Annotated in this window: 18 protein-coding genes and 1 pseudogene; all 19 read left to right on the forward strand. The window is 55.0% G+C overall.

Annotated features, from left to right (window positions below; genetic code table 11):
• Position 1 precedes the first annotated feature (1 nt).
• The 19 genes and pseudogenes from KWG64_RS07520 to KWG64_RS07610 all read left to right on the forward strand — a co-directional run bounded on the left by KWG64_RS07520 (position 2) and on the right by KWG64_RS07610 (position 16,992).
• Positions 2–595 (forward strand): phage tail assembly protein, encoded by a 594-nt coding sequence (locus tag KWG64_RS07520; RefSeq protein ID WP_218521461.1) that lies wholly within the window; start codon positions 2–4, stop codon positions 593–595.
• 183 nt (positions 596–778) lie between these two features.
• Entirely contained in the window at positions 779–2,539 is a 1,761-nt protein-coding gene (locus tag KWG64_RS07525; RefSeq protein WP_218521462.1) for a hypothetical protein, read from the forward strand.
• A gap of 49 nt (positions 2,540–2,588) precedes the next feature.
• On the forward strand, positions 2,589–3,995 hold the full coding sequence (locus tag KWG64_RS07530) for a DNA circularization protein (protein WP_218521463.1): 1,407 nt from the start codon (positions 2,589–2,591) through the stop codon (positions 3,993–3,995).
• Positions 3,992–5,053 (forward strand): phage baseplate assembly protein, encoded by a 1,062-nt coding sequence (locus tag KWG64_RS07535; RefSeq protein ID WP_218521464.1) that lies wholly within the window; start codon positions 3,992–3,994, stop codon positions 5,051–5,053. Before KWG64_RS07530 ends, KWG64_RS07535 begins: the two co-directional genes overlap by 4 nt.
• Positions 5,050–5,634, forward strand: a complete 585-nt coding sequence (locus KWG64_RS07540) for a phage baseplate assembly protein (RefSeq protein ID WP_255562115.1) — start codon at positions 5,050–5,052, stop codon at positions 5,632–5,634. The genes KWG64_RS07535 and KWG64_RS07540 overlap by 4 nt, the downstream gene beginning before the upstream one ends.
• Entirely contained in the window at positions 5,631–6,065 is a 435-nt protein-coding gene (locus KWG64_RS07545) for a phage GP46 family protein (protein WP_218521465.1), read from the forward strand. The genes KWG64_RS07540 and KWG64_RS07545 overlap by 4 nt, the downstream gene beginning before the upstream one ends.
• A gap of 3 nt (positions 6,066–6,068) precedes the next feature.
• The gene (locus KWG64_RS07550; protein WP_218521466.1) at positions 6,069–7,214 is read left to right on the forward strand and encodes a baseplate J/gp47 family protein; all 1,146 of its coding nucleotides are present in this window, start codon (positions 6,069–6,071) and stop codon (positions 7,212–7,214) included.
• Positions 7,211–7,807, forward strand: coding sequence for a YmfQ family protein (locus KWG64_RS07555; RefSeq protein WP_218521467.1), 597 nt, complete (start codon positions 7,211–7,213; stop codon positions 7,805–7,807). Before KWG64_RS07550 ends, KWG64_RS07555 begins: the two co-directional genes overlap by 4 nt.
• Positions 7,808–7,855: 48 nt before the next feature.
• Positions 7,856–8,719, forward strand: coding sequence for a phage tail protein (locus KWG64_RS07560; RefSeq protein WP_218521468.1), 864 nt, complete (start codon positions 7,856–7,858; stop codon positions 8,717–8,719).
• Positions 8,719–9,141: a flagellar export protein FliJ gene (locus tag KWG64_RS07565; RefSeq protein WP_218521469.1), complete on the forward strand. Its 423-nt coding sequence runs from the start codon at positions 8,719–8,721 to the stop codon at positions 9,139–9,141. The genes KWG64_RS07560 and KWG64_RS07565 overlap by 1 nt, the downstream gene beginning before the upstream one ends.
• A 352-nt stretch (positions 9,142–9,493) precedes the next feature.
• Positions 9,494–9,886: a S24 family peptidase gene (locus KWG64_RS07570; protein WP_218521470.1), complete on the forward strand. Its 393-nt coding sequence runs from the start codon at positions 9,494–9,496 to the stop codon at positions 9,884–9,886.
• 314 nt (positions 9,887–10,200) lie between these two features.
• Positions 10,201–10,734: pseudogene (locus KWG64_RS07575) on the forward strand (enolase C-terminal domain-like protein); the annotation flags it as partial.
• A 157-nt stretch (positions 10,735–10,891) separates the two neighbouring features.
• Positions 10,892–12,430 (forward strand): ABC transporter substrate-binding protein, encoded by a 1,539-nt coding sequence (locus KWG64_RS07580; protein ID WP_255562134.1) that lies wholly within the window; start codon positions 10,892–10,894, stop codon positions 12,428–12,430.
• On the forward strand, positions 12,427–13,515 hold the full coding sequence (locus KWG64_RS07585) for an ABC transporter permease (RefSeq protein WP_255562117.1): 1,089 nt from the start codon (positions 12,427–12,429) through the stop codon (positions 13,513–13,515). Before KWG64_RS07580 ends, KWG64_RS07585 begins: the two co-directional genes overlap by 4 nt.
• Complete coding sequence (locus tag KWG64_RS07590; protein ID WP_101078017.1) at positions 13,512–14,417, forward strand: ABC transporter permease; 906 nt, start codon at positions 13,512–13,514, stop codon at positions 14,415–14,417. Before KWG64_RS07585 ends, KWG64_RS07590 begins: the two co-directional genes overlap by 4 nt.
• Positions 14,389–15,255 carry an ABC transporter ATP-binding protein gene (locus KWG64_RS07595; protein WP_218521472.1) on the forward strand — a complete coding sequence of 289 codons (867 nt, stop codon included), beginning with the start codon at positions 14,389–14,391 and terminating at the stop codon, positions 15,253–15,255. Before KWG64_RS07590 ends, KWG64_RS07595 begins: the two co-directional genes overlap by 29 nt.
• Positions 15,256–15,280: 25 nt before the next feature.
• Positions 15,281–16,051: an ABC transporter ATP-binding protein gene (locus tag KWG64_RS07600; protein ID WP_218521721.1), complete on the forward strand. Its 771-nt coding sequence runs from the start codon at positions 15,281–15,283 to the stop codon at positions 16,049–16,051.
• A 115-nt stretch (positions 16,052–16,166) separates the two neighbouring features.
• Positions 16,167–16,475 (forward strand): DUF1778 domain-containing protein, encoded by a 309-nt coding sequence (locus KWG64_RS07605; protein ID WP_218521473.1) that lies wholly within the window; start codon positions 16,167–16,169, stop codon positions 16,473–16,475.
• Positions 16,456–16,992 (forward strand): GNAT family N-acetyltransferase, encoded by a 537-nt coding sequence (locus KWG64_RS07610; protein ID WP_218521474.1) that lies wholly within the window; start codon positions 16,456–16,458, stop codon positions 16,990–16,992. The genes KWG64_RS07605 and KWG64_RS07610 overlap by 20 nt, the downstream gene beginning before the upstream one ends.
• Positions 16,993–17,004 lie beyond the last annotated feature (12 nt).

Raw genomic sequence — 17,004 nt, forward strand, 5'->3', positions numbered from 1 at the left:
CATGGAAGAGCAGGAAAAAAGTATCGTTATTCCTCTGGATAAACCGCTGACGGATGCCAGCGGTAAACTGGTCTGGGAAAGCATTCCACTGCATGAACCTGCGCTCATCGAAGTGAATCAGTTTTTTGATAAGCAGAAGGCGGACGGTGCGCTGGCCGCGATGGGGCTCCTTATCTCGCTGTTATCGGGGATCCCGCCGCAGGTTGTCAGGCGCATGCCGTTTACCACTTTCAAACAGTGTGAGGGTTTTCTTCTTACCTTCTTAAATTACCTCCCCGAACCCGTCACGACGGTTGAAAGCAGCACGGTGATCGTGCTGCCAAAAGCCCTTCAGGATGGCAAAGGGGAGCAAAACTGGGCGGGTATCGATCTTGGTGAACCCTGTCTTGACCAGGTTGACCAGTTTTATAAAACCCAGACAGTGAAAGGCGGTCTGGCGGCGATGTCGGCGCTTATCGCTGAAATCTCCGGCATTCCGACTCAGGTCATTAACCGCCTGCCGTTTACGGACTACAAACGCTGCGAGGGTTACATGCTGGGTTTTTTAAACTTCTCCCCGACGGCGGGAGGTGGCGTGAACGCATCGCCGATGTGACGTATTACTACGGCTGGGGGCCAGGTCAGGGCTGGGGAATGACGTGGTCGAAGCTCAACTGGTGGCGGGATCAGGCATTGCGCATCAATAAGTTAAAGGAACGCGATTATGGCTAATGTGTTTGATTTCCAGCTAAAAGCGGACGATCAGGTTTCACAGTCTATTCAGAACATCGATGATGCGGTGAAGAAACTGACGCCCCAGCTCAATGATGCGCAAAAAGTTGTGCAGCTTGGCGGTCGCCGTTCTGCAGAAGGTCTTGATGAAGTCAGTGGACGCCTCGAGAAGCTGGCAAAAAATGCGCGGGATGGCGTGCAGTTTGTCGGGGATCTTGTTCCCCCGCTGAAAATGGTGGGCGGCCTGACTTTAGGACTGGGTGGGCTGGCCACTGTCATAAACGGTGTCAAAACGGGGATCAAAGAGTATGCGGATTCCGGGTATAAAATTGATACTACAGCCAAAAACATCAGCGCAACGACCCGGGCCTATCAGGAACTGACCGGTGCCATGATTGAAAACGGGGCAACGCGGGATTCTGCGGAGAGCTCTGTTACCGGTCTTTACCAGCGTGCCAACGATGCGCTTAACGGTCGGGATGATCCTTTTAACGCACTTCTGGCGCAGATGGGCGTCAAAATTAGCAAAACCAGGGAGGGCATGGCTGACGTTGTAAAACTGATGGATGACCTGAATAAGGCCATGCTTCAGCAATCCCCCGCCCGACAGGCCGTGATTGCGCAGGTTGGGCAGTTCTCACCCGAACTTCTGAATTACCTGCGGCAAAGCACCGAGCAGGTCCAGCGCCTTAAAGATCAGGCGCAGCGTGACGGTCTGATTTTCTCTGATAAAGATGTGCAGAATGCGCTGGCATTTCGCAACCAGGTCAACCAGATATCAGCATCGTGGGATGGCATGCTGATGAAGGGGCAGGCGTGGCTTGGACAGGCTCCGATAGTTCAGAAAAGTTTTGATGATGCCTCGCAGATCATGCAACACGGGTTCGATGCCGCTACGGTGGGCTCCCTGATGACGTGGAACAGCGGGGGGAAGCAGGCCGACCGGCTGCGCGATGCTCAAAAAAATGACGCGTTTAAGAAAACGTTGTCGTGGGATGAAAAACTGGATCTTCGCTTAGGTTATGCCTCCGGCGATCTGGTCAAAAAACTGAACAGTTTCTATGGCCCGACGGACAAGGCCCGTCAGTTACAAAAGGATGTGCAAGGGCTGTATGTGCAGGGGCCGTCTTCTGTTGAACCCCCATTATCGTTCAATCAGCCGGGAAGCGGGAATGCACGGGGGATCCGGAACAATAATCCTGGGAACTTGCGCGCGGCGCCCAATGCAGTGGGCAACGACGGCAGTTTCCCTATTTTCAGCAGCGCAAATGATGGGCTTGCCGCCATGAGCAGGCAGCTGCAACTGTACGGGGGCAGGGGGAATAACACGCCTTACGGCATTATTCACACGTATGCCCCGAGCAGCGAAAATAACACGCATGCGTATATCAATGCGGTGACGAAAGATACCGGCTTCGGAACGCACGATAAACTGAATTTGAGTGACCCCGCGGTGCTTAAGCGCCTGATGACTGCCATGATCCGCCATGAAAATGGCAGCCAACCCTACAGCGAGGCTGATATTGATAGCGGCATCAATACCTCGATGACCGATCCGCGCTGGATGGTGCCGCAGAGCGCTTTACAAAGTGCTGGAATTAATCAACCAGGCAAGGGGGCTGAGCCCAATATCAACGCACCTTCACCAGCCAGCGCAGGCGCGTCCGGCGGCGGTATCGATGTCAAACAAGTTGCTGACGTCTTATCTAAGGTGCTGAAAGACAATAAGAACGAAATTGAGCTGACGCTGATTAATGGACGAACCGGGGAACGTAAAAAAATTTCCGGTGCCGGCGGCAAAGTGACCACGGCAATGCCCATGCCCTGACATATCAACCTGACCCGCTTGGGCGGGTTTTCTCTTTCTGGAGGACAGGATGCCACTGTTACAAAATGCGCTGTCTTCGCTGTTAGGATTTTCGGGCGACAGATGGAACTGGCAGGATCATATTCATCCGGCGTCATTTCGCGGCGTGCCCTTTGCAATTATTGATGCGGATGGCAATTTTGGCCGCCGGCAGGCCGTCCATGAATACCCCTATCGCGATACGGTCTGGGTCGAAGATTTGGGGCGTTCTACCCGTCGTCTGACCTTAAACGGATTCATTATCCAGTCCAGCCTGATCTACAGCGCCGCGGATGTCATGACACAACGGGATAATCTCATCGCCGCCTGTGAAAGCGCGGGCGCTGGCACGCTGGTGCATCCTACGTTGGGCGAGTTGACGGTCAGTATCCCTGACGGCGGGCTGAAACTGCGGGAAAACAAAGATTCAGAACGCGTCTTCGAATTCTCTCTCACTGTCATTGAGTCCGGTCTTCGGGTTTTTGCTGTGACCGGCGCGGTCTCAGCCGCTTCAACGGTTCAGACGTCCTGGCTGGCGCTGGCGGCGAAAACGGCAGCCACGTTTATTGCGGAGGTTAATTCCGATTTACGCACGGTGACGCAGGCAATAAAAACGCTTAAAAGTACGGTTTCATTCTGGACCAGCATGGTGACCCGCACGGCAAATGAGGCGACAAATCTCAGCAATACGCTTAAATCCACGTTCGGCAGCACCCGTTACGGGCGTTACAACACGGGGGATGTTGGCGGAAATGCCTCGGGCGCGACAAATACCACGACGACGACGGCGGACACGGATAATTACGACCTTCTGGTTTCGCAAAAAATGGCGGCATCAGTCGAAAACCGGGCAGAAGTTCAGGATGTAACGGCCAACCTTCTGGCGTCAGTAAGCGTCGCGGCATATGCCAGCGGCGCGCAGGATGTGATCAATGCATTACTGTCGAGTGAGGCCAAAGGGTTAGACCTGGTTCGTCTGTTTGAAACGCTGGCGACGTTCACGGATACCACTTACCGGCCGGACAGCAGCGACAGCAGCATTGCCTGGGCGTCACAAATTTACCTCATCACGCTAAGTGCTGGCGCAATGGCCTATGCAGCGTCTCTTTATGAGCCCGTAAGCTATGACGATTCTGCTGAACTTCTTCAGCGCGTGGTCAGCGTAATCGATACGGTGTCACTGGCGGCGGCTGATGCCGGTTATGACGATGTCTTCAGCGAAATGTCCGATCTTAAAACAACGGTCAAAGCGACGCTTCAGGAGAAAGGAGCGCAGCTGGCGAACGTGTCCACCGTGACATTCAACGCGGCACTTCCCGCACTTAATCTGGCAAACCGGTTGTATCAGGACGCAGGCCGGACGGAAGGGCTGATAAAAATGGCCGATCCTGTCCACCCGGCATTTATGCCGCTTTCTTTCAGGGCGCTTTCTTCATGAACGATGAAATGACGTTAACCGTTGGTGGCAAGGTGCTTTCCGGCTGGGACTCTGTCCGCGTAACCCGAAGCATCGACCACCTTCCCAGCGATTTTGACCTTTCGCTGATGGATGAATTTCCCGGCAGTGATGGTCAGCAACTGGTCAAAGAAGGCGATGCCTGTGTGGTAAAGCTTGGGAGCGATACGGTCATTACCGGCTACATCGACCGGTGGGCGCCGATGATTTCCGCCTCGAGGCACGAAGTCCGGGCAACGGGGCGCAGCAAGTGCGAAGACCTGGTGGACTGCTCTGCCAAATGGGACAACAACGTGATCACCGGCGCTACCCCGTTGCAAATTGCGCAGCGGCTGGCGGCGCCCTATGGGATCACCGTGTCGAGCGACGTGACTGATATGCAAAATGTCCCTCAGTTCACGCTGAACTGGGGAGAAAGCTCGCAGGAAATCATTGACCGCATCACGCGCTGGGCGGCGCTTCTCTACTATGACCTGCCGGACGGCAGTCTCTACCTGACCCGCGTCGGTACCCGAAAAGCCGCCAGCGGCGTGGCGCAGGGTATCAATATTGAAGCGGCGGCCTACGAGGCCTCGATGGACGAGCGATTTTCCGAATACACCGGAGTCTCAATGACGGTTAACCCGCTGGTCGATGACAGCGGTTATGGTGCCGTGACCAAAGCCACCGCGAATGATCCGGATGTTGCCAAAATGCGATACCGAAACCGGATCATCATTGTCGAAAGCACGATGAACACTACCGAGCTGGCGCAGCAGGCGATTGACTGGGAAATGAACCGGCGTTATGGCCGCTCTAAGGTTCTGCAGGTCACCATTGATAACTGGCGCGACAGCGCTGGCAAGCTGTGGGAGCCCAACACTCTGATCCCCGTTAATATCCCCAAGATGGGCATCAATGACGTGCTATGGCTGCTGGCGGAAGTCACTTTTATCAAAGATGACCAGGGAACGGTGGCGCAGATGGTACTGATGCCGCCTGCGGCATTCTCGGTTCAGCCATATCGTTTCTACAACGTCATTCAGGAGCTGAACAGATGACAATGCTCAACACGATTTACCGCCGGGCGATGATGATGCTTGGCGTGGGCAGCGTATCACTGACGAATGATGATGGTGGGATCCAGAAGGTGCAGTATCAGACGCCGCTTGAAGTGCGCAGCGATACGCCGCGCCTGATGGAATTCGGTTTCTCCTCTTCATTGCCGGATGGTGCCGATGTGCTGATCGCCTACCTTTCGGGCGACCGGTCGAACGCGGTGGTGATTGCCTCCGGTCATAAGGGCAGCCGCAAAACAGGCCTGAGTCCGGGTGAAACCATCATTTATGACCAGTGGGGGCAGCACATCAAACTCACTGAAACGGGGATAGAAATTGATGCAAACGGCCAGCCTGTAAAGGTCATTAATTCAACCACCGTCACCATCGTTGCCTCAGAAGAGATTCTTGCGGATACGCCCGTTCTGAAATGTTCCGGGGACATCATTGATAACGCGGGGAGTAACTCCACCACTCTAAAAAACTTGCGCGATACCTACAACGATCACGATCACATGGTGAAAAACGTGCAGAGCGGCAGCTCATCACCGACCAGTGACAAACCGGGGGAGCAGGTTCAATGACGGACATCACAACACTCTGGAATGCTGAAGAATCCATCGGCGACTGGGCTGGGGCATCCGGAGACCTGCAGTCGGGCGGCGACCTCGAGACGGCCATTTTAATCAGCCTCTTTACTGACCGGCTGGCGCGGGAAGATGACGAATACGATGGCGATAACCGCCGCGGGTGGTGGGGCGATCAGGATCAGGATTATCCCATTGGGTCACGCCTCTGGTTGTTGCGCCGTCAGAAACTGACGTTGGTTGTTGCAAATAAAGCGCAGGACTTTGCCGCCGAGGCGCTGAAGTGGCTCACCGATGACGGTGTGGTCTCCAGTATTTCGCCCGTCACACAAATCGTGCATCCGAACCGCCTTAACCTTTTTATCACCTACCAAAAGCCAGGACAGGACGCTGTGTCAAAGCGTTATTTCTGGGTCTGGGAGTCTTAACCAATGCCATATAATCGGCCAACGCTCACCGAGCTGCGCGCGCGTAACCTTGCTGCGATTGAATCAGAATTAAAAGGAACAGGAACGCCGTTACGGTTTTCAAATCTTAACATTATCGGAACGGCAGATGCGGGCCTGGCTTATCTCCATTACGGCTATCTTGACTGGATAGCGAAGCAGTCAGTGCCGTGGAGCGCAACGGATGAAAATCTTGCAGGGTGGGCTGCTTTAAAAAGCGTGACGCAAAAACCTGCCAATGCCGGGACCAACAACGCCACCACTTTCACCGGCACGTCTGGGGCAACTCTTCGGGCGGGGACCGTATTAAACCGGGGTGATGGTTACCAGTACACGACTGATGTGGAGATTGAGATTGGTGCGGCAGGCACCGCAACTGGCGCAATCACCGCGGTGCTGCCCGACCCCAATGACGACCCGACGGGTGGCGGCGATGCGGGGAATACTCCGGCCGGTACCCAACTGACGCTGGATGTCAGCATTTCAGGCGTCGATTCTACGGCGACTATCAGCACGGCCATCACCGACGGTGCGAATATAGAAACCGAAGATGCCTTCCGCTCCAGGATGTTGCTGGCTTATCAGAATACGCCGCAGGGTGGAAATGATGAGGATTATGAAACCTGGGCACTTGCTGTCTCCGGTGTGACACGTGCATGGACGGTTCGTCGCCTGATGGGGGCAGGAACTGTAGGGGTGTACATCATGATCGATGGCAGCGACACGTCAAACCATGGTTTTCCGGTTGGGTCGGATGGGATTTCACAACTTGAAAACTGGTCAGCTGTGAAGGCAACTGGCGATCAGGGAAGGGTGGCTGATGCCATCTACCCGCAGCAACCCGTCACTTCACTGGTATACGTTTGCTCACCAATACAACACGTTATTAACTTCACTATCAGCGGAATTTCAGCCGCAGACAGCACGACAACCACCGCGATAGCGGCGGCGATTGATGGTGTTTTGTTTGAATCCGGAAACCCGCAGGGCACTACGATATTACTGTCAGATCTTCTGATCGCCATCAGTAATGTCAGCGGTACCAGTGGCTTTATCCTGACATCACCCGCTGCGAATATCACGACGGCGGCGGGTGAACTCCCGGTAAGGGGAACGGTGATTTACACATGAGCCGGTTCAGCACAGAAGATTACACGACTGCGCTGCAGAACCTGATGCCAACGGGTTTGGTCTGGCCCCGCAAAACTGACAGCGTACAGTCAGCGGTATTTCGGGCGCTGGCGCAATCCTATCAACAATCAGACGATGCGGCAGAGGGGTTGCTGGTGGGCGCATTCCCGGCCACGGCAACAATCATGCTTGCAGACTGGGAAAAAACGCTCGGACTTCCTGACGACTGCGCAATTGGCGAGAACGACAGTATTGCGTTAAGGCAAAAAGCCGTTGTCGCGAGACTGTTCAGCATGGGAGGTCAGTCCGCCGCCTATTTTATTGGCGTTGCAAAAGCGCTCGGGTATGACGTGACAGTCACTGTGTACAGGCAGGCACGGGCAGGTTTCTCAGTATGCGGAGACGCGTTAAACGGGGAAAACTGGCCTTTCACCTGGCTGGTAACCGCGCCGGAGACGACCATTGCCTACGCGCAGGCGGGGATATCATACTGTGGAGACCCGCTACGTTCATGGGGGAATAAACGCCTCGAGTGCAGACTGACGGCGCTGGCGCCCTCTCACACCATTGTTAAGTTTGGCTATTCCTCTTAATTAATTCTTCAATCGATTTTAAGCGCCTTCACTGGCGAGGGTTTTTTTATGCAAAAAATTGGGAATATAACGTCAACGGCGGATGCTAATGGCGAATGGACAAACGGGAATGTGGCAGCCGGGACCGCACCAACAATATTAGACGCCGCGTGGCTGAATACGGTCCAACGCGAATTAGCCAATGTTGTCTTGGCAGCCGGTTTAACGCTGGATCCTACAAACGATGCACAGTTGCTTGCTGGATTAAAATTACTGACAGGCCCAGGGCGATTGCTAAATATCCAAGATTTCTCAGCGAGTGGAACGTATACCCCATTCCCTGGTACGAAATTTATCATTGTTGAGGTGACTGCTGGCGGAGGGCCGGGCGGCTCAACGCCGGCGACAGGAGCGACTCAAGTTGCAGCCGGTGCTGGCGGTGGTGCGGGGGGCACTGCAATTTCAAAGCTTTTAATTTCGGCAATTACATCTACAGTCGCGGTAACGGTTGGGGTGGGAGGGGTAGCAAATACCTCGACAACAGGAACATCAGGAGGCGCGAGTAGTTTTGGTTCCTATCTATCAGCCTCCGGCGGAGCATTCAGCGCGAACGCAACAGTCGTCACTCAGGGTGATAACCAACTTACCTATAACGGCGGCGGTGGTGACGGGACAAGCGGGAACATGGACAACATTCGGGGGGGATGCGGTGTGGCCGGATTTGTCCTGAAGTATGGCTATGAATCTGGAGAGGGTGGACGTTCTTATCACTGTGCGGGTGGGCCATCGATAATCACACTAGGTTCAAATACCCCGGGTATCGCTGGTCGACGTGGTTCTGGCGGCAGCGGAGCATTCGCAGGAAATAATGCTTCAGCGCTACTTGGTGGTAATGGTGGAGCTGGGTTTGTACGTATCTGGGAGTATGCATAATGGGTAGCTACGCACTAATTAAAGACGGCGTTGTTGAAAATACCGTGGCCTGGGACGGCACGGGAGATATTTTTGATGATTTCATCACCTACGAAATGAAAGAGGGGGATATTGTCGGCATTGGTTATTCAGCCAGCCAGGACAGCAACGGGAACTGGGCGTTTGCCGCACCGGTGATCGTGGTGACGCCCGAAGAGCAGGCAGCGATAAATCTTCAGAAAGCGCAATCTGAGTACGACCGGGCTTCTGCAAAAATTACCGCATTGCAACAGCAGATAGATGATGAAGATTATTCAGGGACAGATACCGAAGCATCGGTTGCTGCAACAAAATCTATCTGGACAAACTACCGCAAAGCTTTAAGGACTTACATAACTGCCGGTAAGGGCAGTCTAGATCTCCCGGCGATGCCTGCTATTTAAATAACTTTCTTTGCCTATCAACAATCTAAAAATTTTATCGAGAACCGATCTTCACACCTGCCAAATACAATGATTATACTGTATGCATATACAGTTAATTGGTGGGGTGTTATGCCAAGAAGATACGAGATTGATGCTGCATTTAAGTGTGCCATCAAAATGAGCGAGAAGGGGCGTAGAACCGTTACTACTGAGGATTTTGTGGCGGAACTGGCGAAGAGAAACTGGCACTGGGATTTGAGAGAAGCGAACCATTGGATCGAAATCTACGTAAATACGTTTCACGACGTGTCAGAAGTAGAAGGCGATGCCAGGACGTTTGCTCTCTTCAACCCAAACGGAGGGCGTTGATATGGGATTTCCATCACCGGCAGGGGATTACGTTGAAAAGTCCGTAACGCCGAATGAAGCCTGCAAGTGGTTTAGCCGCCCAAGCCAGTATCTGATGCGTGCTGGCGATATAAGTTGGCGCGCCGGTATTAAAAAAGATGCGATTCTGGTGGTGGACGCGGCTCGTAAACCGCAGGAAGGCAGCATCGTCATTGCGACAGTTTGCGGTGAGTTCTGCATGAAGCGCATGAGGTTTTACCCAACGCTGTCATTGCAGTCGCTGGATCAGCCAGACATGGAAACACTGATCGAAGGTGGCGATCTTGAAGGGGAGGAAACGATAATTGTCGGTGTAGTCACCCACATCATCAATGATGCAACGACGGATGAATTTGATGATATCCCGTGCATTTAATTCTGTGGGGCATGTATGGGGCATAGTATTTTCATTGAGGTGCATGTTAGCGCAGAGCGTAGCCGGAGCTAAATATATAACTCATTGAAATAACGCGTATATGCATAGATGTGCAGACTTAAAGAAAAAGGCTCAATACCGAATATACGTACTGAGCTTTTTTTTGTTTATTTTTGAGTCAAAAACCCTTCTGCAAAACTAAATTTTATCCTTTGAAATACATAGGAATGCGCCGCGCATTTTACTCACCATAACTATGAGTAATTACATATTAAATTCATTTAAAACATGCATTTAAACTCCCTTCAATTGCCTACCACTGGTACAGCCGCAGTCAGGCGCTGACCATCGGCAAGGCACTGGAAAAACTGAATTTCGCGTGGTTCGAAGAGCCGATGGAAGAAGAGAGCATGGCGTCCTACGCGTGGCTGGCGGAAAACCTGTCAATCGATGTGATCGGCCCGGAAAGCCTGGGCGGCAAACACCACAGCCGTGCGGACTGGGTGAAAGCGGGCGCGTGCGACATCCTGCGCGCCGGTGCAAACGGCGTCGGCGGCATTTCGCCGTGCATGAAAGTTGCCAGCCTGGCTGAAGCGTTCGGCATGGATTGCGAAGTTCACGGCAACGGCGCGGCCAGCCTGGCGGTGGTCGGTGCGATCCGCAACTGTCGCTGGTACGAACGCGGCCTGTTGCATCCGTTTCTTGAATATGACGAACCCGCCGCCTACCTGAACAGCATCGTTGACCCGATGGATGAACAGGGTTTTGTGCATCTGTCTGACCGCCCCGGCCTCGGAGAGGACATCAATTTTGAATATATAGAGACCCATACCGTCAGCCGCGACTGACCTGCGGGCAGAAAAAAATAATAAACCTCTGACTCTACCCGGAAGGTACATCATGAACTCTGGCACACCCCTCAGGGCGTGGTTTTTCGCGCTTCTGTTGTCGGTGAGCTGCTGGCCGGCGCTGGCGAAAACGCCGCCCGACCAGCTGATCATCGGCATGAACATGAATAACCTGCTGACGCTCGATCCCGCAGCGATGACCGGCAACGACATTGTCGGCATCGTGGTGAATCTTTATGACCCGCTGATTGAGCTTGATCCGCAACAACTGACCAACGTGCGTCCGGCGCTGGCGACCTCGTGGGAGGTCAACGATGCCGGAAATCTGATTACGTTTCACCTGCGCGAAGGCGTGAAATTTCACTCCGGCAATCCGGTCACCGCGGACGATGTGGTCTGGTCGATGCGCCGCATTCTGCACCTGAATCTGGCGCAGGCGTCGGTGTGGAAGTCTTACGGATTTACTAAAAAGAACGTCGATGAAATGGTGCGTGCGCCGTCGCCCAATACCGTTGAAATCCGGCTGCCTAAACCGAACGACCCGAAACTGGTGATTTACTCGCTGGCCGCTCTCGGCAGCGTGGTGGCGCTCGACAGCAAAACCGTGCAGGCGCACGAAGTGAACGGCGACTGGGGCAACCGCTGGCTGACCACTAACGAAGCGGGTTCCGGCCCGTTCCGCCTCGACAGCTGGCAGGCGAAAGATGTGCTGAACATGAGCCGTAATGCACAGTACTGGCGGGGCGAACCGCGGCTTTCCCGCGTGGTGTTCCGCCATTTTCAGGAATCCCAGACCCTGCGCCTGATGATTGAAAAAGGCGACCTGGATATTGCCAATAATATGGCGGTGTCCGACGTGACCGCGCTCAGCCATGATCCGGCGATGGTTGTGGATCAGGTGAAAAAAGGCACCATTTATTACGTGGCGATGAGCATGAAAGAGCCGCACTTTGCTAACCCCAAAGTGCGCGAAGCGGTGCGCTATCTGATTGATTATCAGGGCATCGGTAAAGCGCTCATGACCGGTTACGGTATTGTGCATCAGCGTCCGATTCAGGTCGGCATGCCCGCCACGCTGCCGGATCCGGACTACAAACTCGACATTCCGCGAGCCAGAGCCTTGCTGGCGGAAGCCGGATATCCGGACGGTTTTGACACTACGCTGCGGGTGCTGGCCGACCAGCCATTCCTTAATATCGCGATTGCCGTGCAGTCCACGCTGATGCAGGCGGGCATTCGCGCCAAAATCGTCACCGGCACCGGCAACCAGATTTACGGTGCGATGCGTGAACGTAAGTTCGCCATGCTGGTCGGACGCGGCGGCAGCGGCGTGGAACCGCATCCGCATTCCAGCCTGCGTTCGCTGGTCTATAACCCCGACAACAGCGATGCGGCGCGCCTCACCAATTTTCAGGGCTGGCGCACCGGTTTCTACGACAAACAGCTGAATACGGATATCGATCAGGCGCTGCTCGAACGCGACCCTGAAAAGCAAAAGCAGGATTACTTCGCGATACAGGAACGTTACGACGCGCTGATCCCGGCGCTGGTGCCGGTTTCGCAAATGGTCGATTCCATCGTGGTGCGCACGGATGTGAAAAATTATCTGCCGCACCCGTCTGCAACCACTTTCCTGCGCGACGTCTACAAAGAGGACGCCGCTGACGCACAACCGGCGGGAGGTAAAGGGTTATGACAACGCAAACTCAGCCAACGCAAACTCATACTACGCAAAAACAGCCCACACAAACCCGGACCTGGCATTCCGGCATTCCCGCCGGACGCATCGGCAAACGGCTGATTCAGGTGGCGGTCACGCTGTTCGGCCTGCTGCTGCTGACGTTTTTCATTGGCCGCGTGATGCCGGTGGATCCGGTGCTGGCAATTGTCGGGCCGGACGCCGACCACAGCACTTATCAGCAGGTTTATCATCAGCTTGGTTTTGATAAGCCACTGTGGACGCAGTTTGGCATCTACCTTTCCGGGCTGGCGCACGGGGATTTAGGCAACGCGCTGCTGACCGGCAAACCGGTGACGCAGGACATTCTGCGCGTATTCCCGGCCACCATGGAACTGGCGACGCTGGCGATCATTCTCGGCGCGGGCGTCGGCATTCCGCTGGGCGTTCTGGCGGCGGCAAAACGCAACAGCATTGCCGATTATATGGTGCGCGTCATCAGCCTGGCCGGATATTCCACGCCGATATTTTGGGTCGGCATGATGGGATTACTGGTGTTTTACGCCTGGCTCGGTTGGGTCGGCGGTGCGGGGCGTGTGGATTTCAGCCTCGACGGGCAGGTTACGCGTCACAGCGGTTTTATGCTGATCGACGCGCTGATCGCCGGAAATGGGGAAGTGTTCCGCAACGCGCTGAACCACCTGATCCTGCCCGCGTCGCTGCTCGGTTTTCACTCGCTGGCCTACATCAGCCGCATGACCCGCAGCTTTATGCTGGCTCAGCTCTCGCAGGAATTCATCATCACCGCCCGCGTCAAAGGGCTGAGCGAATGGGATGTGCTGTGGAACCACGCGTTCCGCAACATTCTGGTTCAGCTGCTGACCGTGGTCGCGCTGGCCTACGGCTCACTGCTGGAAGGCGCGGTGCTGATCGAAACCGTCTTCTCCTGGCCGGGCTTCGGTTCCTATCTCACCAGCAGCCTGATGCTCGGCGACATGAACGCCGTGATGGGCTGCGTGCTGGTGGTCGGTATGATTTTCGTGGTGCTGAACCTGCTCTCTGACCTGCTGTATCAGGTCTTTGACCCGAGGACAAAAGTATGACGATTTCCCTCGATTCTGTGGTGCTCAGCGCGGGCGACGAAAAACGCCAGCGCGTGAAACGGGCGTTTGGCCGCGTCGGGCATTTTCTCTGGCAGATGGCGTGCAATCCGCTGACCGCCATCGGTGGCGCGATTGTTCTGGTGTTAATGATTGTGGCGCTGTTCGCTCCGTGGATTGCGCCGTTCCATCCGCTGGTGCAGGACTTAAATAACGCGCTCAGCCCGCCGTCGGCGGCGCACTGGTTTGGCACCGACGAGTTTGGCCGCGATATCTTCAGCCGTCTGGTTTACGGTTCGCGGATCACGCTCTACATCGTGCTGCTGGTGTCTGTTACCGTCGGGCCGCTCGGGTTATTACTCGGCGTGACTGCCGGATATTTTGGCGGCAAAACCGACATGGTGCTGATGCGCGTCACCGATATCTTCATCTCCTTTCCGAGTCTGGTGCTGGCGCTGGCGTTTGTCGCCGCACTCGGACCGGGGCTGGAACACGTGGTGATTGCCATTACGCTCACCGCCTGGCCGCCGATTGCGCGTCTGGCGCGTGCCGAAACGCTCTCGCTGCGTCAGGCTGATTTTATCTCGGCGGTGCGTTTGCAGGGCGCGTCTCCGGTGCGGGTGTTGTGGCGTCACATTGTGCCGCTGTGCCTGCCGTCGGTGATCATCCGCATCACCATGAATATGGCCGGTATTATCCTCACCGCCGCCGGACTTGGCTTCCTCGGATTAGGCGCACAGCCGCCGGATCCGGAGTGGGGCGCGATGATTTCCAGCGGCCGTACTTACATGATGGAGTGCTGGTGGGTGGCGACGATCCCGGGTCTGGCGATCCTGATTAACAGCCTGGCGTTCAACTTCTTAGGAGATGGCCTACGTGACATCCTCGATCCCCGAAATGACTGACGTTCCGGCGTTACTTGACGTGCGCGACCTTAACGTCAGCTTTGTGAATAGCCGTCAGGTGACGCACGCGGTGCGCGGCGTTTCCTTCCAGCTCGGACGCGAAAAACTGGCGATCGTCGGCGAATCCGGCTCCGGAAAATCCACCGTCGGACGCGCGTTGCTGCACCTTCATCCGTCGAAAGCGCAGATTACGGCCAGCAAAATGCAGTTCGCCGATGTGGATTTGCGCAACGCTACCGCGAAACAAATGCGGCAGGTGCGCGGCAAACGTATCTCGATGATTATGCAGGATCCGAAATACTCGCTGAACCCGGTGCTGTGCGTCGGCGACCAGATTGCCGAGGCATGGCGTTCGCACCATAAATGCTCGTATAAAGACGCCAAAAGCAAAGTGCTGAACATGCTCGATGTGGTGCGGATCCGTGACCCGGAACGCGTGTATGGCCTGTATCCGCACGAGATTTCCGGCGGGCAGGGGCAGCGCATCATGATTGCGATGATGCTGATCACCGATCCGGAAATGGTGATTGCCGACGAACCGACCTCCGCGCTTGACGTTTCGGTGCGTTTACAGGTGCTGGCGCTGCTCGACGACCTGGTGAAAACGCGTGGTCTGGGGCTGATTTTTATCAGTCACGACATCAATCTGGTGCGCAGTTTCTGCGACCGCGTTCTGGTGATGTACGCCGGACGCATTGTGGAATCCATCGCTGCCACCGATCTGGATAACGCGCAGCATCCGTACACGCGCGGCCTGCTGAATGCGCTGCCGGACATGGATAACCGCCGTTACCCGCTGCCGGTGATGCAGCGTCAGGCCAGCTGGCTAACCGATTAAGGAAACTGAAATGTCCCAAAAAACCATGATCGACGTCCGCAACCTGAACCTCACGTTTGGCGAAGGCGCGAAAACCACGCAGGTGCTGACGGATGTGAATATCGCCGTGCGTGAAGGGGAAATTTTCGGGCTGGTCGGCGAATCCGGCTCAGGAAAAACCACCGTGCTGAAATGCCTGGCGGGGCTGTTTACCCACTGGAAAGGGGCGCTGGAAATCGACGGGCAGCAACTCGAACACCGGATTGGCCGCGACCGTTGCCGTCTGGTGCAGATGGTGTTTCAGGATCCATACGGTTCGCTGCATCCGCGCCATACCATCGGCGATATTCTGGAAGAGCCGCTGCAAATTCACCGCATCGATCAGCGCGATGCGCGCATCAACGCTATCCTGGAAAAAGTCGGTCTGAACCGCGCCTTCCGCAGCCGCTATCCGCACCAGCTTTCCGGCGGACAGCGCCAGCGCGTGGCGATTGCCCGCGCGCTGATCCTCAAACCGCGGGTGTTACTGCTCGACGAACCGACCTCCGCGCTGGATGTTTCCGTGCAGGCTGAAATCCTCAATTTGCTGTTCGATCTTCAGAAAGAGGAAGGGCTGACATACCTGATGGTCACGCACGATCTCGGCGTTATCGCGCATCTCTGCCAGCGCGTGGCGGTGATGAAATACGGCAAAATCCTCGAAACGCTGGAAACCGATGCACTGCTGCGCGGCGACATTCAGGACGACTACACCCGCGTTCTGGTTGACGCCAGCCGCGATTACAGCCGCGAAATGGCGGCGAAAGTGATGTTGTGAAAAAGCACTGACTTTTCTTTTATACGGCTATCAGCCGTATAATGTTGACGTTTCAGGCAGGTACGCGTACAGTGCTGCATACGGCTGATAGCCGTATCTTAATCGAGAGGTCATCATGTCTAAAGAAGTGGTATTCCCTTCTGACGCAAGAAATATAAAGAGTGCGCGTGTTGAGCTGAAGACCAGTCCGGACCTGAAAGAGTTGTTGCGCGAAGCTGCGGCGGCTGCGGGGCTGGATCTGAGTGCATTTATCCTCAACGCGGCTATCGAGCGGGCTGAAAACGTACTGGAGAATCAGCGTCGTCGTGAGCTTTCGTCACAAGGCTGGCAGCAAATTAATCAGCTTCTGGCGGAACCGGCTGCACCAACGCTGGCATTGCAGGCGTTAATGCGGAGAAAGAAAAATGGTAAATCTGCAGAGTAAGCAAACCGGCGTGATGGTATGCAGCTACCAGTCTGACATTACGTATCCTGGCAATAAGCACTTTGATTGCGGGCATCCGGTGCTCAATGCCTTTGTGCGCAACTCCCTGAAAAAAAGTGTCAGGGATGGGAACTGCGCCGCCAAAGCGGTGATTGATGCACAGACCGGAGAGTTGTTCGGTGTGTGTACTTTCTCTGCTTACTGGCTTGAGCGCGGGAAATTAGCAGGCGTGGTGAGCGGTTCATTGCCTCTGGAAGTCGGCGTTGTACGCCTCATTATGCTAGGCGTCGCCACGAAAGAGCAAAATAAAGGGTACGGGCAGGATTTGCTGTTGGCATTTTTTGAACAAATAAAAGTTATTCATGACGCGCTGCCAATCAAAGGGGTATATCTGGATGCAGATCCCGCCGCGATTAATTTCTATGCCCGGTTGGGATTTGCCCAACTGGATGCACCGCCAAATGCATTCGGGGCAGTGCCCATGTTCCTCGGCATTCAGCATATTCTTGCCGCCTGAAATCGCGGGGGG

The sequence above is a fragment of the Rahnella sp. PD12R genome (assembly GCF_019200965.1).
Classification (GTDB): Bacteria; Pseudomonadota; Gammaproteobacteria; order Enterobacterales; family Enterobacteriaceae; genus Rahnella; species Rahnella laticis.

Bases quoted from the DNA above. Each gene is read 5' to 3' on its own strand.
- KWG64_RS07520 (WP_218521461.1), top strand. From the start codon at position 2: ATGGAAGAGCAGGAAAAAAGTATCGTTATTCCTCTGGATAAACCGCTG.
- KWG64_RS07530 (WP_218521463.1), top strand. From the start codon at position 2,589: ATGCCACTGTTACAAAATGCGCTGTCTTCGCTGTTAGGATTTTCGGGC.
- KWG64_RS07535 (WP_218521464.1), top strand. From the start codon at position 3,992: ATGAACGATGAAATGACGTTAACCGTTGGTGGCAAGGTGCTTTCCGGC.
- KWG64_RS07540 (WP_255562115.1), top strand. From the start codon at position 5,050: ATGACAATGCTCAACACGATTTACCGCCGGGCGATGATGATGCTTGGC.
- KWG64_RS07545 (WP_218521465.1), top strand. From the start codon at position 5,631: ATGACGGACATCACAACACTCTGGAATGCTGAAGAATCCATCGGCGAC.
- KWG64_RS07550 (WP_218521466.1), top strand. From the start codon at position 6,069: ATGCCATATAATCGGCCAACGCTCACCGAGCTGCGCGCGCGTAACCTT.
- KWG64_RS07555 (WP_218521467.1), top strand. From the start codon at position 7,211: ATGAGCCGGTTCAGCACAGAAGATTACACGACTGCGCTGCAGAACCTG.
- KWG64_RS07560 (WP_218521468.1), top strand. From the start codon at position 7,856: ATGCAAAAAATTGGGAATATAACGTCAACGGCGGATGCTAATGGCGAA.
- KWG64_RS07565 (WP_218521469.1), top strand. From the start codon at position 8,719: ATGGGTAGCTACGCACTAATTAAAGACGGCGTTGTTGAAAATACCGTG.
- KWG64_RS07570 (WP_218521470.1), top strand. From the start codon at position 9,494: ATGGGATTTCCATCACCGGCAGGGGATTACGTTGAAAAGTCCGTAACG.
- KWG64_RS07580 (WP_255562134.1), top strand. From the start codon at position 10,892: ATGAACATGAATAACCTGCTGACGCTCGATCCCGCAGCGATGACCGGC.
- KWG64_RS07585 (WP_255562117.1), top strand. From the start codon at position 12,427: ATGACAACGCAAACTCAGCCAACGCAAACTCATACTACGCAAAAACAG.
- KWG64_RS07590 (WP_101078017.1), top strand. From the start codon at position 13,512: ATGACGATTTCCCTCGATTCTGTGGTGCTCAGCGCGGGCGACGAAAAA.
- KWG64_RS07600 (WP_218521721.1), top strand. From the start codon at position 15,281: ATGATCGACGTCCGCAACCTGAACCTCACGTTTGGCGAAGGCGCGAAA.
- KWG64_RS07605 (WP_218521473.1), top strand. From the start codon at position 16,167: ATGTCTAAAGAAGTGGTATTCCCTTCTGACGCAAGAAATATAAAGAGT.
- KWG64_RS07610 (WP_218521474.1), top strand. From the start codon at position 16,456: ATGGTAAATCTGCAGAGTAAGCAAACCGGCGTGATGGTATGCAGCTAC.